This is a genomic window from Kyrpidia tusciae DSM 2912 (assembly GCF_000092905.1).
Taxonomy (GTDB): domain Bacteria; phylum Bacillota; class Bacilli; order Kyrpidiales; family Kyrpidiaceae; genus Kyrpidia; species Kyrpidia tusciae.
In genome coordinates this window covers 798654-814421 of the sequence record NC_014098.1, presented here as the reverse complement: position 1 = coordinate 814421, position 15768 = coordinate 798654, and the positions used below count along the sequence as shown (strand labels likewise).

The 15768-nt window shown below is 64.0% G+C and carries 14 protein-coding genes; all 14 read right to left on the bottom strand.

The genetic code is table 11. The features are described 5' to 3' along the window. Positions 1 to 21: 21 nt before the first annotated feature. The 14 genes from purH to BTUS_RS04075 all read right to left on the bottom strand — a co-directional run bounded on the left by purH (position 22) and on the right by BTUS_RS04075 (position 15629). Positions 22 to 1560 (bottom strand): bifunctional phosphoribosylaminoimidazolecarboxamide formyltransferase/IMP cyclohydrolase, encoded by a 1539-nt coding sequence (purH, locus tag BTUS_RS04140; protein ID WP_013074867.1) that lies wholly within the window; start codon positions 1558 to 1560, stop codon positions 22 to 24. Positions 1561 to 1625: 65 nt separating this feature from the next. Next, positions 1626 to 2276 (bottom strand): phosphoribosylglycinamide formyltransferase, encoded by a 651-nt coding sequence (gene purN / locus BTUS_RS04135; protein ID WP_013074866.1) that lies wholly within the window; start codon positions 2274 to 2276, stop codon positions 1626 to 1628. After that, positions 2273 to 3433 (bottom strand): phosphoribosylformylglycinamidine cyclo-ligase, encoded by a 1161-nt coding sequence (gene purM, locus BTUS_RS04130; RefSeq protein WP_013074865.1) that lies wholly within the window; start codon positions 3431 to 3433, stop codon positions 2273 to 2275. The genes purN and purM overlap by 4 nt, the downstream gene beginning before the upstream one ends. After that, positions 3430 to 4917, bottom strand: coding sequence for an amidophosphoribosyltransferase (gene purF, locus BTUS_RS04125; protein ID WP_013074864.1), 1488 nt, complete (start codon positions 4915 to 4917; stop codon positions 3430 to 3432). Before purF ends, purM begins: the two co-directional genes overlap by 4 nt. Further along, entirely contained in the window at positions 4914 to 7325 is a 2412-nt protein-coding gene (gene purL / locus BTUS_RS04120; RefSeq protein ID WP_013074863.1) for a phosphoribosylformylglycinamidine synthase subunit PurL, read from the bottom strand. The genes purF and purL overlap by 4 nt, the downstream gene beginning before the upstream one ends. Next, the gene (gene purQ, locus BTUS_RS04115) at positions 7318 to 7998 is read right to left on the bottom strand and encodes a phosphoribosylformylglycinamidine synthase subunit PurQ (RefSeq protein WP_013074862.1); all 681 of its coding nucleotides are present in this window, start codon (positions 7996 to 7998) and stop codon (positions 7318 to 7320) included. Before purQ ends, purL begins: the two co-directional genes overlap by 8 nt. Before the next feature lie 2 nt (positions 7999 to 8000). Next, a complete protein-coding gene (purS, locus tag BTUS_RS04110; protein ID WP_013074861.1) occupies positions 8001 to 8255 on the bottom strand; it encodes a phosphoribosylformylglycinamidine synthase subunit PurS in 255 nt (84 codons plus the stop codon). Then, positions 8256 to 8966, bottom strand: a complete 711-nt coding sequence (gene purC / locus BTUS_RS04105) for a phosphoribosylaminoimidazolesuccinocarboxamide synthase (protein WP_013074860.1) — start codon at positions 8964 to 8966, stop codon at positions 8256 to 8258. Positions 8967 to 8995: 29 nt separating this feature from the next. Then, positions 8996 to 10312 (bottom strand): adenylosuccinate lyase, encoded by a 1317-nt coding sequence (gene purB / locus BTUS_RS04100; protein WP_013074859.1) that lies wholly within the window; start codon positions 10310 to 10312, stop codon positions 8996 to 8998. 54 nt (positions 10313 to 10366) lie between these two features. After that, positions 10367 to 10885, bottom strand: a complete 519-nt coding sequence (gene purE, locus BTUS_RS04095; RefSeq protein ID WP_013074858.1) for a 5-(carboxyamino)imidazole ribonucleotide mutase — start codon at positions 10883 to 10885, stop codon at positions 10367 to 10369. Between the two features lie 222 nt (positions 10886 to 11107). After that, positions 11108 to 11317, bottom strand: a complete 210-nt coding sequence (locus BTUS_RS04090) for a CLC_0170 family protein (protein WP_013074857.1) — start codon at positions 11315 to 11317, stop codon at positions 11108 to 11110. A gap of 65 nt (positions 11318 to 11382) precedes the next feature. Further along, positions 11383 to 12747, bottom strand: a complete 1365-nt coding sequence (locus tag BTUS_RS04085; RefSeq protein WP_052300537.1) for a Ger(x)C family spore germination protein — start codon at positions 12745 to 12747, stop codon at positions 11383 to 11385. After that, entirely contained in the window at positions 12710 to 13840 is a 1131-nt protein-coding gene (locus tag BTUS_RS04080; RefSeq protein ID WP_013074855.1) for a GerAB/ArcD/ProY family transporter, read from the bottom strand. The genes BTUS_RS04085 and BTUS_RS04080 overlap by 38 nt, the downstream gene beginning before the upstream one ends. Then, positions 13788 to 15629 carry a spore germination protein gene (locus BTUS_RS04075; protein ID WP_013074854.1) on the bottom strand — a complete coding sequence of 614 codons (1842 nt, stop codon included), beginning with the start codon at positions 15627 to 15629 and terminating at the stop codon, positions 13788 to 13790. The genes BTUS_RS04080 and BTUS_RS04075 overlap by 53 nt, the downstream gene beginning before the upstream one ends. Positions 15630 to 15768: the final 139 nt, after the last annotated feature.

Sequence of the window (15768 nt, the reverse complement as noted above, 5' to 3'; positions counted from 1 at the left end):
CCTATCCCTCCCGTCCCGCCTTCATCCATGGCGAAAATGCCGCATCCCCGTGAACACCATGGCGATGCCCGCTTCGTCCGCCGCCCGGATCGACTCCTCATCCCGGATGCTGCCCCCGGGTTGCACAATGGCCGTCACCCCGGCCTTGGCCGCCTCCTCCACCGTATCGGACATCGGGAAGAAGGCGTCTGACGCCATCACTGATCCTCTGGCCAACTCCCCGGCCTGGGCAATGGCGATCCGGGCCGAACCCACCCGGTTCATCTGCCCGGCACCGACCCCCACCGTCCGCCGGCCGTGCACCAACACGATGGCGTTCGATTTGACATGCTTCACCACCCGCCAGGCCAGTGCCATCTGCTCCAGCTCCGCCCTAGACGGGATCCGTTTTGTCACCGGCCGCCAACTGTCCGGCACCACCGGAGCCGCATCCGTCCCCTGGACCAAAAGCCCACCCGAAACCGTTCGGGCCGATAGCCCCTCCCGCACCGGCTCGCGGAGCCCCGGGATTTCCAACAGGCGCAGATTTTTCTTCGTGGTCAAGATTTCCAGCGCCTCAGGAGTAAACTCCGGAGCGATGACGATCTCGAGAAAAATCTCCTTCATCTGCCGGGCGGTCTCTCCGTCCAACGGTCGGTTGACGGCGATGATCCCGCCGAAAATCGACACGGGATCGGCCTCGTAGGCCTCGTGAAAGGCATCGGCCAGGGTTTCTCCCCACCCCACGCCGCAGGGATTCGTGTGTTTCACCGCCACCGCCGTCGGCCCTTCGAACTCCCGCACCAGGTGCAGGGCCGCATCGGCGTCGAGCAGATTATTATAGGAAAGTTCCTTCCCGTGAAGCTGGCGAGCCCCCGCCAAGGTCGACGGCCCGGCGAAGGGCTCCCGATAAAAGGCCGCCGGCTGATGAGGATTCTCCCCGTACCGCAGACTCTGCACCCGGTCGTAGGTGAGCGTCAGCTGCTCCGGGAACCGCTCCCCGGCCCGGTCGCTCAAGTATCCGGCGATGACCGCGTCGTAAGCCGCGGTGTGCCTGAAGGCCTTCGCCGCCAGGGCGAGCCTATCCCCCTCCCCAAGGGGCGCCCCGCCCCCGGCCGCCTCCGCCAGGCGGTCATAATCCGCCGGGTCCACCACAACCGCCACGTGGCGGTGATTTTTTGCCGCCGCCCGGATCAAGCTCGGGCCGCCGATATCGATCTGCTCGACAATCTCCTCAAACCGCGTTCCCGGGCGGCTCACCGTCTCCCGAAACGGATACAGGTTCACCACCACGGCATCGATGGGCAAAAGCCCGTGCTCCTCCATCTGCCGGCGGTGCTCCTCCCGGTCCCGCAAGGCCAAGATGCCCCCGTGGACCCTCGGGTGAAGAGTTTTCACCCGTCCGTCGAGAATCTCGGGAAACCCGGTAAAATCGGACACGTCCTTCACCGCCACGCCGGCCTCCCGGAGGGCCCGGGAGGTCCCGCCGGTGGAGAGAATTTCCACCCCCGCCGCCGCCAGCTTTTGTGCGAGTTCGACGATGCCCGTTTTATCCGAAACGCTGATCAGTGCCCTGCGCATCTCTGCGACTCCTTTCTTGATCCTGTCGGCCCTGGACCCCCGCGGCCCCAGATCCCCGCCCGCCATCACCGAAGTCCCGCCCGCTCCGAACCCTGCGGGCGCCAGTGCACTTGGCCATTGTCCAGCCAAACTTCCCCCCGGCACAACGCCCGGACCACCTCCGGGAGCAGCCGATGCTCCACCGCGTGGATTTTCACAGCCAGCGAGTCCGCGTCATCCCCGGGGTCCACCGGCACCGCCTCTTGGGCGATGGCCGGACCGGTATCCATGCCCTCGTCCACAAAATGCACCGTGACGCCGGTCCGGGACACCCCGGCGGCCAGCGCCTGGCCAATGGCGTCTTTTCCAGGAAAATTCGGCAACAACGACGGGTGGAGGTTGATGATCCGCCCACCATACGCCTGAAGCAGCACCTCACCCACCAAGCGCATGTACCCGGCGAGAACAATCCAGTCGATCCGGTGCTCCCGGAGCCGATCCAAGATCTCCCGCTCATAGGCGGGCTTGTCCGGATAGGCCTTGGGGTAAAAAGCAAAGGTCGCGACCCCGGCCGCCGCGGCCCTCTCCAGCGCCCGGCAACCCGGCTTGTCCGACACCACCAGCACCACCTTGCCCCCACCGAGTTCGTCCAGCCGGCTCAAATCCAAGAGGCGCTGGAGATTGGAGCCCGTGCCCGACGCGAACACCGCCAGGTTGACCGGCGCCGGTCCCGTCATACGCCCCCGCCCCCTTCCGGACGATGGGCTCCCCCGGGCCCGCCGCCCGAAGCCTCGTCGCTCTTATCAACGGCCACCCCGGTCTCCGCCCGCCGCATCACGACCCCCGATGCGGCGTGGGGCGTGCGGATCACCACGCTCCGGTCCCCGGCTTCCACCCGACCGATCCGCACCGGCCGCTCTCCGTTCTCCTTCAAAACGGCCATCGCCCGATCCACATCCTCCGGGGCGATCATACACACAAACCCGATCCCCATGTTCCACGTCTGGTATAAATCTTCCGCCGTGGGCGGCTCCACCGCCAGCCGCCTGAGCGCCGCGAACACCGGCGGCTCCTCCCAGGCCGTGGCGTCGAGCACCGCCCGACACCCCTCCGGCAGCGTCCGGATCACGTTATCAAGCAACCCGCCCCCGGTAATGTGCGCCATCCCCCGCACATCCACCCGTTCAAGCAGAGCCAGAATCGCCCGTACATAGATCCGGGTGGGGGCAAGCAACACCTCTCCGACGGTGGCCCCGCACTCGGGCAACTCATCCTCCACCGACAACCCCGCATCTTGAAACACGATTTTGCGGGCCAGGGAGAACCCGTTTGAATGCAGCCCGGCGGAAGGCAAGCCGATCACCACATCCCCGGGGCGCACCCGGGAACCGTCCACAAACCTCGCCCTCTCCACGGCCCCCACGGCAAATCCGGCCAAATCGTAGTCCCCGGGCGCATACATGCCGGGCATCTCCGCCGTCTCGCCCCCGATGAGGGCGCACCCGGCCTCCCGGCAGCCCGCGGCCACCCCCGAGACCACCGCCTCGACCTGGTCCGGGTCCACCCGGCCCACGGCGAGGTAGTCCAAAAAAAACAGCGGCTCCGCCCCGTGAACGACGATGTCGTTCACGCACATGGCCACACAGTCGATCCCCACAGTATCGTGCCTTCCCACCGCCCGGGCGACCAAAAGTTTCGTGCCCACCCCATCGGTACCCGAGACCAGTACCGGCTCCTTGTACCGAGCCATATCCAGGGCAAAGCCTCCCCCGAACCCGCCAAAAGCCCCCCAGACCTCGGGCCGCCGGGTGCTCTCCACGTGGCGCTTCATCCTGGCCACCGACCGGTCGGCCGCGGCGATGTCCACCCCTGCCTTGCGATACGCCTCGCTCATGAATACCCTCCCCGATGGGCGGCCATCTCCATGACATGTTTCCCCAGATCGTCATACAACCGGGTCGGGTACCGCCCGTGAAAACACGCATTACAAAACGTATCGCCGGGTCCCCCCGGACCGCGTCCCGCCGCTTCCGGCCCGGCTCCGAGGGCCTGAAGCATTCCATCTTCAGACAAAAAAGCCAGGCTATCCGCCCCGATCGCCCGGGTCATCTCCTCCACGGACAACCGAGCCGCCAGCAATTCCTCCCGGGCCGAGGTATCGATGCCGTAATAACAGGGGAACCGCACCGGCGGGGAAGAGATCCGCACGTGAACCTCCCGGGCCCCGGCGTCCCGGAGCATTTGGACAATGCGGCGGGAGGTGGTGCCCCGGACGATGGAGTCGTCCACCATCACCACCCGCTTCCCCTCCACCACCTTGCGCACGGCATTTAATTTCAGACGCACCCCGCGCTCCCGAAGGGCTTGGGAAGGTTGGATAAAGGTCCGGCCGATATATTTATTCTTGATGAGACCCATCTCATAAGGAATTCCCGCGGCTTCCGCGTAACCCACCGCCGCTGAAATGCTCGAATCCGGCACTCCGATCACCACATCAGCTTCCGTCGGCGCCTCCTCCGCCAGTCGCTTCCCCATGGCTTTGCGCACCAGGTGCACGTTGCGGCCGTCGATGTCGCTGTCCGGCCGGGCAAAATAGATATATTCAAAGGTACAGAGGGCCTTTCGCGCCGCCTCGGCAAACCGAACGGGCCGCACGCCACCGGCGTCGATGACGAGCAGTTCCCCCGGCTCGATATCCCGAACGAATTCGGCACCGATGGTATCAAAGGCGCAAGTTTCCGACGCCACCACCCAACCCGAACCGAAACGTCCCAGGGCCATGGGGCGCAGCCCCTGGGGATCCCGGGCGGCCACGAGTCCGTCCGGGGTGAGAAAGACAAAGGCGTAAGCGCCCTGTACCGTGCGCAGGCTGTCCTCAATGGCGTCCACCAACGACCCGCCCCGGTGCCGGGCGATGAGGTGGGCCACCACTTCCGTATCGCTGGTGGACTGGAATATACTCCCTTGGCCTTCGAGCTCACGGCGCAACACTCCGGCGTTCACTAGGTTTCCGTTGTGCCCCAGGGCCAGGGGACCGCCGTGCACGTCAAACACCATGGGCTGGGCGTTCACCAGTTTGTTGGCGCCCGTGGTCGAATAGCGGACGTGGCCAACCGCCGCCTTTCCCGCCAGGCGTTCCAAATCATCCGGGCCAAACACCTCGGCCACCAGTCCCAGTCCCCGGTGGTGAAACATTTCCCCGCCGTCCAACGTGGCAATCCCGGCGCTCTCCTGGCCTCGGTGCTGGAGGGCGTACAGGGCGTAGTAGGTGAGCTGTGCGGCGTGGTCGCACCCCCAAGCGCCGAAGACGCCACACTCCTCGTGCCAGTGCCGGCCAGACCCCGCATCCGGCCAAGCGCCTCCCCACTCTCCCTTCACACCGACGACGCCGCGCCCCGGTTCTCCGCTAGCGCCCACGGGATCGCCCCCTTCCAGACCTCACTCAGCCGCGCCACCGCCACATCCAACCGTTCCTCCCCGGCTCCGTCCGCCACCCGGATCACGAGCCGGTCGCCGCCGGTGGTCCCGAGCACCGCCAAGGGCACGCCCGCTCGGGCAGCCAGGGCTTTCACAGCTTCCACCTTCTCCGGTTCCACCCCGAGCACGATCCGGGAACCGGCCTCGCCGAACAAGAGAACATCCGCCCGAACCGGGGGCCGGATTTCACCCTGCGAATCGCTCCCAGCAACCTGTTCACCGCCCGCTCCCCAGAATTGGCCCCGGGCGTCCTGCCCGCCGCCCGCTCCCGGAGCCTTGACCTCCGCGCCGGCCCCCGGCCCGCCGGACAGCGAACCCAGGTCGATCTCCGCCCCGACCCCGCCGGCCATCGCCATCTCGGCCAGGGCCACCGCAAGGCCCCCTTCGGACACATCGTGGGCGGCCGCGGCCAAGCCCTGCCCGATCGCGTCCAAACACACCCGCTGCACCCGCCGCTCCATCTCCAGATCCAAGGGCGGCGCGTCGCCGGCCAGCCGGCGGTGCACCCGCAGCAGATACTCACTCCCGCCGAGCCACGCCCCCTCCATCCCCGGGGCCGGCGCACCGGGGCCCAACAGAACCACCGTCAGCCCGGCCCGCCAGGCCGGGGTGCAAATCTGATCGATGTCTTCCACCAGCCCCACCGCCCCCACGATCGGGGTCGGGTCGATGTCCACACCTTTGCTTTCATTATAAAAGCTCACATTCCCGCTCACTACCGGCGTTTTCAGGACTTCGCAGGCCTGGCTCATCCCCTCCACCGCCTGCTCGAACTGGTAAAACACCTCGGGCTTTTCCGGGTTGCCGAAGTTCAAACAGTCGGTGATGGCCAGGGGCCTCGCTCCGACACACACGAGATTCCGAGCCGCTTCGGCCACGGCGTGCATCCCGCCCACCAAGGGGTTCAGGCGCACATACCGCCCTTGGCCGTCGGTGCACAGCGCCACGCCTTTGCGCGTCCCCCGGATCCAGATCACCGCCGCATCCGCCCCGGGCCGCACCGCCGTGGACGCCTGCACCATGTGGTCGTATTGCCGCCACACCCATTCCTTGTCCGCCAAATCCGGCGACCCCACCAGGGTCAGCAGCACCTCGTCCAGCCGCTCGGGCCGCGGCAAGTCCTCCCAGCGCCAGGCCCGAAGCCCCGCCATCTCCTCCGGCTCCCGGGCCGGCCGCACGTACACCGGCGCCTCGTCCACCAGGGCCGGCACCGGCACCTCCGCCACCACCCGGCCTTCTTCCCGGATACGGAGCATCCCGTCGTCCGTCACCCGGCCGATCACCGTCGCCTCCAGGCCCCATTTTCGAAAAATCTGTTCGGCCACGCCCTCTTTGCCCCGCTCCATGACGACGAGCATCCGCTCCTGGGACTCAGAGAGCATCACTTCATAAGGGGTCATCCCCGTCTCCCGGCGGGGAACCAACGCCACGTCGATATCCAGTCCGCTCCCCGCCCGGCTGGCCATCTCGGCGCTGGAGGAAGTCAGCCCGGCGGCACCCATGTCCTGGATCCCCACCACTCCGCCGGTGGCGATCAGCTCCAGACATGCTTCCACCAATAGTTTCTCCATAAAGGGGTCGCCGACTTGAACCGCCGAGCGCTCCTTCTCCAATGGATCCTCCGCCGAAGCGAAGGTCGCGCCGTGGATGCCGTCCCGGCCGGTCTTCGCCCCCACCACCATCACCGGATTGCCCACTCCGGAGGCGGTCCCCCGGGCCAGATCTTCGTGGCGCATCAGCCCCGCGCACATAGCGTTGACCAGCGGATTCTCCCGGTAGCTCTCGGCGAATTTCACCTCCCCGCCCACGGTGGGAATGCCGATGGCATTGCCGTACCCGGCAATCCCCGCCACCACCTCCCGGAGCAGGTACCGCTGGCGGGGATCATCCGGCGGCCCAAAGCGCAAACTGTCCAGAAGGGCAATGGGCCGGGCCCCCATGGTGAAAATATCCCGGATGATGCCGCCCACCCCGGTGGCCGCCCCTTGATACGGCTCAATGGCCGAGGGGTGGTTGTGCGACTCCATTTTGAAGGCCACCGCCAGCCCGTCCCCGATATCCACCACCCCGGCGTTCTCCCCGGGGCCCTGCAAGACCTGAGGCCCTTCCGTGGGAAACCGCCGCAACACCCGGCGGGAACTCTTATAACTGCAGTGCTCCGACCACATCACCGAGAAGAGGCCCAGCTCCACCCAGTTCGGCCGCCGCCCGAGCAGCTCCGCGGCCCGGCGGTATTCCGCATCGGTCATGCCGAGATCCCGGTAGAGGGCCTCGGCTTCGATCTGCTGTGCCGTCGGATCCTTAGACAAGCTGTCGTTCCCTCCCCGCCTGCCAAATCGCCTCAATCATCGCCCGGCCGTCTTCGGAGCCCAAAAGCCGGTGCACCGCCCGCTCGGGGTGGGGCATCATCCCCAGCACATTGCCCGCCTCGTTGACAATCCCGGCGATGTCGTGGCGCGAGCCGTTCGGGTTCTCTCCGGCATACCGAAACACCACCTGACGATTTCGCTCCAGAGCCTCCAAGGTCTCGTCATCGGCGTAATAATTCCCTTCACCATGGGCAATGGGCAGCCTGAGCACCTGGCCGGCCGCGTATGTTGACGTAAACGGCGTGTCCGTTCGCTCCACCCGCACCGGCACGATGGCGCAGCGGAACTGCAGATGATCATTGTGCAACATCGCCCCGGGCAAAAGCCCCGCCTCCAGAAGGATTTGAAACCCGTTGCAAATCCCGATCACCAGCCGCCCGTCTTCCGCCGCTTTTCGCACCCCGTCCATCGCCTCGGCAAACCGGGCGATGGCCCCGGCCCGCAGATAATCTCCGTAGGAAAACCCCCCGGGCAGAAAAATCGCCCCGTAATCGGACAGATCCCGCCGCCCGTGCCACACCAAATCCGGCTCCGCTCCGGTCACATCCCGGAGGGCCATCACCGTGTCCATGTCACAGTTCGACCCGGGGAACTGCACCACCGCCACCCGCACGCTCATCCCTCCGCCTCAACGGCTTCGATCTGAAAGGTTTCCATCACCGGGTTCGCCAGAAGCTCCCGACACATGGCTTCAACCCGCTCCCGGGCGCTCTTCTCATCCGGCGCCTCCAGGGTCACGTCGATGGCCTTCCCGATCCGCACCCCCCGGACCTCCTCGTAGCCCAGGGCGTGCAAAGCCCGCTCCACGGCGCCGCCCTGGGGATCCAGCACGCTCGCCTTCAGGGTCACATACACCCGCGCCCGAAACATTCATTGACCTCCCAGCCGGTGAAGAACTTCTTCGTAAGCTTCCTCAACCCCGCCCAGATCCCGGCGAAACCGGTCTTTGTCGAGCTTCTCCCGGGTGGTGGCATCCCAGAACCGGCAGGTGTCCGGCGAAATCTCATCCGCCAAAAGCACCCGGCCCTCGGCGTCCAGCCCAAACTCCAGCTTGAAATCCACCAGCAGGATGTTCCGCGCCCTCAGATACGCCGTGAGGATCTCGTTGATTTTCAGCGCTTGGGTGGTGATATCATCGAGTTGCTCCGGCGTCGCCACCCCGAGGACGGCGATGTGGGACTCGTTGATGAGCGGATCCCCCAACTCATCGCTCTTGTAATAGAATTCCACCACCGGCCGGGGCAACTCCCGGCCCTCCTCCCAGCCCAGTCGCTTGGCGAGACTCCCCGCGGCGATGTTCCGCACCACCACTTCCAAGGGGATGATCGTCACCCGGCGAACCAGCTGTTCCCGGTCCGACAGGCGCTTCACGTAATGGCTCTCCAGGCCCTTGGATCGCAGAAGTTCGAAAAACAAGGCGCTGATCTTGTTGTTCAACTCGCCCTTGCCGGCGATCTGATCGCGTTTTTGCCCGTTGAACGCCGTGGCGTCGTCTTTGTATTCAATGACGTACAAATCGGGATCATCCGTCTTGAAAACTTTCTTCGCTTTGCCCTCGTACAACATGTCCCGCTTCTCCATCATCAAGCCCCTCCCTTGAAATGTGCCTCTCAGTCCCGCGCTTTGGGGTCGTCATCCAGCCCCAACCGCTCAAAAATCTCATCCACGTGCTTGAGGTGCCACTTGGGATCAAAACAATCGTCCAATTCCTCCCGGCTAAGCTGCGACGATATCCACAGGTCGGCCTCCAGCAGCTCCCGAAAGGGCCGCTGCTCCTCCCAGGCCTGCATGGCCCGGGACTGAACGGCGTCGTAAGCTTTCTCCCGGGTGGCGCCCTTGTCGATGAGGGCCAACAGCACCCGCTGGGAGTAAATCAACCCAAAGGTCTTGTCCATGTTGCGCCGCATATTCTCCGGGAACACCGTCAAATCCCGAAGAATCCCCGTCATCTTGCGAAGTAGATAATGGATGAGGATCGTCGCGTCCGGCAGCATCACCCGCTCCACGGAAGAATGGGAGATATCCCGCTCGTGCCACAGGGGCACATCTTCCATGGCAGGCACCACAAACCCCCGCAATACTCGGGCCAGGCCGGAGATCTGCTCGCAGCTGACCGGATTGCGCTTGTGGGGCATCGCCGACGAACCCTTTTGGCCTTTGTAAAAAGGCTCTTCCACCTCCCGGACCTCCGTCTTCTGCAAAGCCCGGATCTCCGTGGCGATTTTGTCCAGGGTCGTGGCGGTGAGAGCGATCATGGCGATGTAGTGGGCGTGCCGGTCCCGCTGAAGCGTCTGGGTGGAGATGGGGGCCGGTTCGAGGCCCAGATTCCGGCACACATAGGCTTCCACAAAAGGATCGATATTCGCGTAGGTCCCCACGGCCCCGGAAATTTTCCCCACCCGGACCTGCTCCGCCGCCTCTTCCAGCCGCTTCAGGTTGCGCTGCATCTCGGCATACCAAAGGGCCGCTTTCAGCCCAAAGGTGGTGGGTTCGGCGTGAACCCCGTGGGTGCGGCCCATCATGACAGTATATTTATATTTTTTTGCGAGTTGTGCAAGTGTTTCGATCAAACGATGCACTTCTGGCAGGATCCGCTCGTTGGCCTGCTTTAGCAAAGCCGACAACGCCGTGTCCACCACATCCGTCGACGTCAGGCCGTAATGGACCCATTTGCGCTCCGGCCCGAGAGACTCGGATACCGCCCGGGTAAAGGCCACCACATCGTGGCGGGCTTCCCGTTCGATTTCAGCGATGCGCCGGACGTCAAAGCGGGCGTTCTGCCGAAGGGCCCGGACATCCTCCGGGGGGATCACGCCCAGCTCCGACCAGGCCTCACAGGCGAGAAGCTCCACCTCCAGCCACATGCGAAATTTGTTCTGTTCGGTCCAAATCTCCGCCATCTCCGGCAGTGTGTACCGCGGTATCACCCGAATCCCTCCTTGATTGACCGGCGATCCCGAAGCCGACCATCTTGCGGGCCTCTAGGCCCGCCCGGCCAAATACCCCGCCACGCCCAGGCGCTGCAGGTCGTCGTCTTTTTTCTCCACCTGGGCGGCCAAAGACTCCCGGTACGCCACCAGGCGCCGGCCCAACTCCGGGTCGCCCGCCGCCAGAATCTGTGCCGCCAAGAGCCCGGCGTTGTACGCCCCGTTCACGGCCACGGTGGCCACGGGGATCCCCCGGGGCATCTGCACGATGGCATACAGGGCGTCCACTCCGCCTAGGCCCCCGCTCTCAATCGGGACGCCGATCACCGGCAGCACCGTATTCGCCGCCACGACCCCCGGGAGATGAGCCGCCCCGCCGGCCCCGGCGATAATCGCTCCGAAGCCGCCTGCCGCCGCCTCGCGGGCCAGCCGGGCCGTCTTGTCCGGCACCCGATGCGCCGAAGAAATGCGAACTTCGTATTCGACCCCGAGAGCATCGAGGGCATCGCAGGCCCCTTTCATGACTTTGAGATCCGAATCACTGCCCATCACGATCAGTACCCGCTGACTCACGCTGTTCCCTCCCTGGGTCGCCGAGTTTTGTCTATAGGTATAGGATTCCACCCGTGAAGTCCCCGATTCTCGAGGATATACGAGTTTGTCTCAGCCTGTCGATTTCTCCTTGCGCCCTTTCAGTCTATCAATCCCCTCTTCCCCTGTCAACGAAAAGGCGAACGTTCTACGGCTCGGCTCCCGGAATGTTCGGATTCTCGCCGATCCGGGACCGTTCAGAACTCAAAACCACCATCGATCGTGAACCCACCTGGCGATATATAGAAGAATGCCGGCGGCTACATTCAGCCAGCCGATCCCCCGGGCCCAGGCGGCCTCCCGGACCATATGCCTGTCTGTAAAGGGCCTGACGTCAAACCGCAGTACCGCAAGGCCGGTGAGGATGAACAGGACAGAGATATACCCGGCATCGCTCCACCAAGCTTCCATCATCGCTCCCCTCTCTGTGCCCTCTGGCCGCCAGGGCCCCGCACGCCGTGTTTTACCCGGGGCGGGCGTTATCGGTTCAACGTGCCCGTGCGGCGCAGGTTCACGGTTACCTCTACTTCCACCGGCATCTCGGCATAGATCCGGTCCCAATCCGCTTTGGTGCGGACGTTGTGCTGCCAATAGTCGTACATCTGGGCCCGAACCAACTCGCCAAAGCCGAAGATATCACATCGCTCCCGCTGGGTCCGGCCAATCAGAGCCTGGATCTCCCGGGTCAGATCCCGGGCGGCCGAAGCTTCCACAGCCCGCGTCTGAGCCACGGAGCTGAGATTGATTTGTCCCCCAGTTTTCTCCAATGCCGCCACTTCCGCATGACAGCGCACCCGAATGCCGGGCCGGGTTTGCGCCCAAAACACTTCGAGATGGGATTTCCTCAAAGTGGACCGAATCATGACAAACTGACCCGTGCCGGGCACCTGAACATAAGCGCTGGCCCCCGCGGGGTTGAGACCCTTCACCGTCATAAACACCCCGACCTCCCAGGGGTTCAGGGTGCCGATCATCTGGTTTCCACGAAAATACGCCAAGCCTCGGATGAAAATATTTTGCTGCTGGCGCAGCTCCAGGTAAGGCAGGATCGGCTCCTGCCCTGTGGTGGAAAGCGCCCGCCAAAAAATGTTGGCATGGCCGAGAGGCAATCGCCCCAGCTGTTGGGCTCTGGCGAGGGTGCTCCAAAGATAGAGGGCCGGAACCCGTTCCAGGGGCGGCGTCGCCTGCATCAGTGCCCCGGCTTCCCCCCTCGACACGGTGAGCCACAAGGTCCTCCGGATCTCCGCGTTTCGCCGCAACCAATCGCTGATCGGCGAGGGCCCTCGCCGGGCCACAGCCTCGGACATGATGAGGATGCGCAGGTGCCCCCAGAAAAGGGGTTCGGCCACCTGATTTTGCAGGTTGGACACGGCATCTTCCATGGTGTATCCAGAGGCAGAAAGCACCCACACCGGGCGCTGCCCGGCGGCTCCGCCTCCTCCGCCCCCACCCCCGCTCCCCCCGCCGCCGGCGTCGCCCGGCCCCAAGGGTATCCGCCCGGGCACGGCGATCTGGGCGGTCAGGCGCACCGGAGTCGCCCCTCCACCCCGGGGTGGGCGGCTCAACTTGTGGGTCGTTCCGGCGTGCCGCAGATCTGCGGGGGTGGCTTCGTCCACCGCGATACCGAGAATCATGGCCCTCTGTTCGAGTTCCAGCCGGTCCCAGCACCCGGTGAGGAGAGGCAGCATGAGCGCACAGAGGCCGACGATCCCCATCACCCGTGTCCCTGTTCGGAAACATCTCCCCGGGGCGTGCAGCCCTCGCCCCGGCTCAGCCAGGCCTCCGGAGGGCGGCCTCAGATCCCGATTACGACCCGCCCGGAGGCGCCACCGTCGACCCTTCATCCACCGCTCGCCCCCTTTTGCCGCGCAACCAGGCCAGAATCAACACGATGGTGGGATACCCCACCGATGCTGCGTCGATAAAGTACCCCACTCGGCCGATCCATCGGTAGAGCTGGTGCACATCCTGGGGCAAAAGAGCCAAGCCGACAATCAACGGAAGCACAGCCAAGGCAAAAGGCCGGTGGTCTTTGAGCCGCACGATTTCCCCCAAAACGTAGACGGTCAGGTAGTAGCTCGAAAACAACGTCGTGTACACGGCCACCACCCACACGATGGTCATCAGAACATCGATGCGCTCCAAGATCTCGCCGGGCAGCGTTATGGATCGGATCACTTCAAGAGTCGGCCAGAAAAACTGTTTCGCCTCCTCGGTTCCCAGCACCGTCAGCGCCGCCACCACCGCCATGACCATCAGCAGGCCGACGATGCCCATTCCCAGGGTCACGGCGAACCAGGCGGACCGGGGCCGATGCATGCTGGGAATGAGCACAGTGATAATAAAGGCACCTTGAAACAACGAAGCGGTGAGCAAAGCCCCTTTGGCGATCCCCCACCATTCACCGTTGTACAGGGGCATCACCTGAAAAGGGTCTCCATAGCGCAGAGCGATGGTGAGCATGATGAAAGCCGGGATCAGAATAAAAGGCAGATAAAACGAATGGATATAGGCAAAGGTGGCGATGTCGTGCCGATTGGACACAGCCGCCATCAGCAAGGTCAAAGTAAGGATTACCTCCAAGGGGGTTCGGTGGAGCAACGTGGTGGTCACGATCTCCCCAAACTCCCGGGCCGCCAGAGCCGTGAGCCCGAGAAACAAGGCCGCAATCCCCAGCCCCGCCATGCGGCCGATCCACGGTCCGAAAACTTCCTCACTGTACTGCACCATCGACAAGGTCGAAAACCGCAAGCTCACTACGGTGTTGAGCGCCAAAGCGATCAGGACGAACACCACGCCCAAAACGGTGGCCAAGGGGGCGGAGGAGCCGGCCAAGGAAGAGGCAAAAAATGGCAATGACAGGACGCCTACCCCGATGGCGGTGCTAATGACCACCGCCGTCGCTTGGGTTGTGGTGATCTGCTTTTGACCCGGCACCGGCCCCTCCCTCTTTCTTCACGTATTTGGACGGCTGTAGCGGACTTCCGGTCGGCCTCATCATCGCTTGGATCGTTTTCTTCCCAACCCGGGTCGGGTTCCGGGTGAACAGATGGGCGGGCCGCTTGGTCAATGTCCACAACGGACTGCGCAGGAGGGTGTCTTTGATCCCTTGCCAGTCGGTGGGGACCAAGGGGCTAAAATACGGAACCCCGAAGGAACGAAGGGACAGGAGATGATTGCTGATGGCGATCAGCCCGATCATCACGCCATACAGCCCGAACATGCCCGCCAGGATGGTGAGGGGGAAGCGCAACATCCTCAGAGCCACCGCCGCGCTGTAGGCGGGGGTGGCAAAGGATCCAATGGTGGTCAGCGCCACCACGACAACGGTGATCGGGCTGGCAAATCCCGCCGATACGGCGGCCTGGCCAATCACCAGGGCCCCGACGATGGACAGGGCGCCCCCCACCTGCTCGGGCATGCGGATTGTCGCCTCCCGGAGAACCTCGATGGCAATCTCCATGATGAGCACTTCAATGACGGCGGGGAAGGGCACCCCCGCCCGACCCCCGGCCACCGCCACCGCAAATCGGGTCGGAATCAGCTCGGGGTTGTAGGAAATTAACGATACGTACAGGGACGGGAAAATCAGCGAGAAAATGAGCGCCACAAAACGGATGGTGCGCACCATGCTCGCCATGAGAAACCGCTCGGAATAATCGTCGATGGTCTGGAGAAACTGGGCGAACACCGCCGGGACGATCAGGGCAAAGGGCGTCCCGTCCGTCAGGATCACCACCCGGCCCTCCAGCAGGGAGGCCACCGCCTTGTCGGGACGCTCGGTATTCTGCACTTGAGGGAAGGGGGATGTGTGGTGATCCTCGATCAGCTGTTCAATGTAACCCGCCGCCTCCACGGCATCTATGGTGATTTTCGACATGCGTTCCCAGACCTCTTTGACCAGCTCGGGGTTCACAACCCCTTCGATATAGCACACCGCCGTCTTAATCTTCGACTCCCGTCCCAACTGGATCATTTTGACGCGAAAATCCGGCGTTTGCAGGCGGTACCTCAAGAGTGAGATGTTCGTGCTGATCAGCTCGATAAACCCGTCCCGGGCCCCGCGAATCACCTGTTCCGTTTCAGGCTGGTCCACCGACCGTTTTTCGATGGTCCGGGTGTCGATGAGGATCGCCTCGTCCATTCCTTCCACGACGATGGCCGTCTCTCCCCGAAGCACCGCTTCCTGCACCTTTTGAGGATCGGGCTCCAATTGGGTTTCGCAATGATAAATGGTTTCGTCCAGCAGGATCTTTTTCAGTTCCGGGGGGGAGAGTTCCCGATGCCGTGGATGGGCGGGCCCGGCCATGAGGGGCCGGAGAATGTCCTCGTTCACCACGGTCAACTCCACCATGGCGGAGAAAAAGAAAAGGGCAGCCGGAAACCGTCCGAACACCGAAAACCCCCGCACGACAAAATCGTCGCTTTGTCCGAGGGTATCCCGCATCCACTGGACTGCGCCGCTCACATCCCCGAGAAGAGAATCGGCGCTTTTAGGAGCCGTCGACTGTAAGGAGCGGTCTTCCGATCTGTCCCCGCCCGAAGAGGACCCGGTGTTCGGGCTTTCGCTCCCTTGAGGCCGAGCGGAGGCCTTGGGGCCGGGACTCCGGGCGGCCCGTCCCCGACCGAGCAAGGGCAGGGGGTGGCGGAAGGAGGCATTCTTTCGGCGGCTTGTCGCCGGTCCCCACCCCTTTTTCGATCCTTTCTGATCTGAAGGATTGGACACGGTTTCCACCCCCCACAGACCCGGTCATCCCGGCGGTTCGACATGAGCCCGTCATCCTCCGATGCACCTGGGAATTAGTGTGTACCATGGAAAAGGGTCCATGCAGAGAGCGATCAAGCCCGTTTATAATGAGAATCCT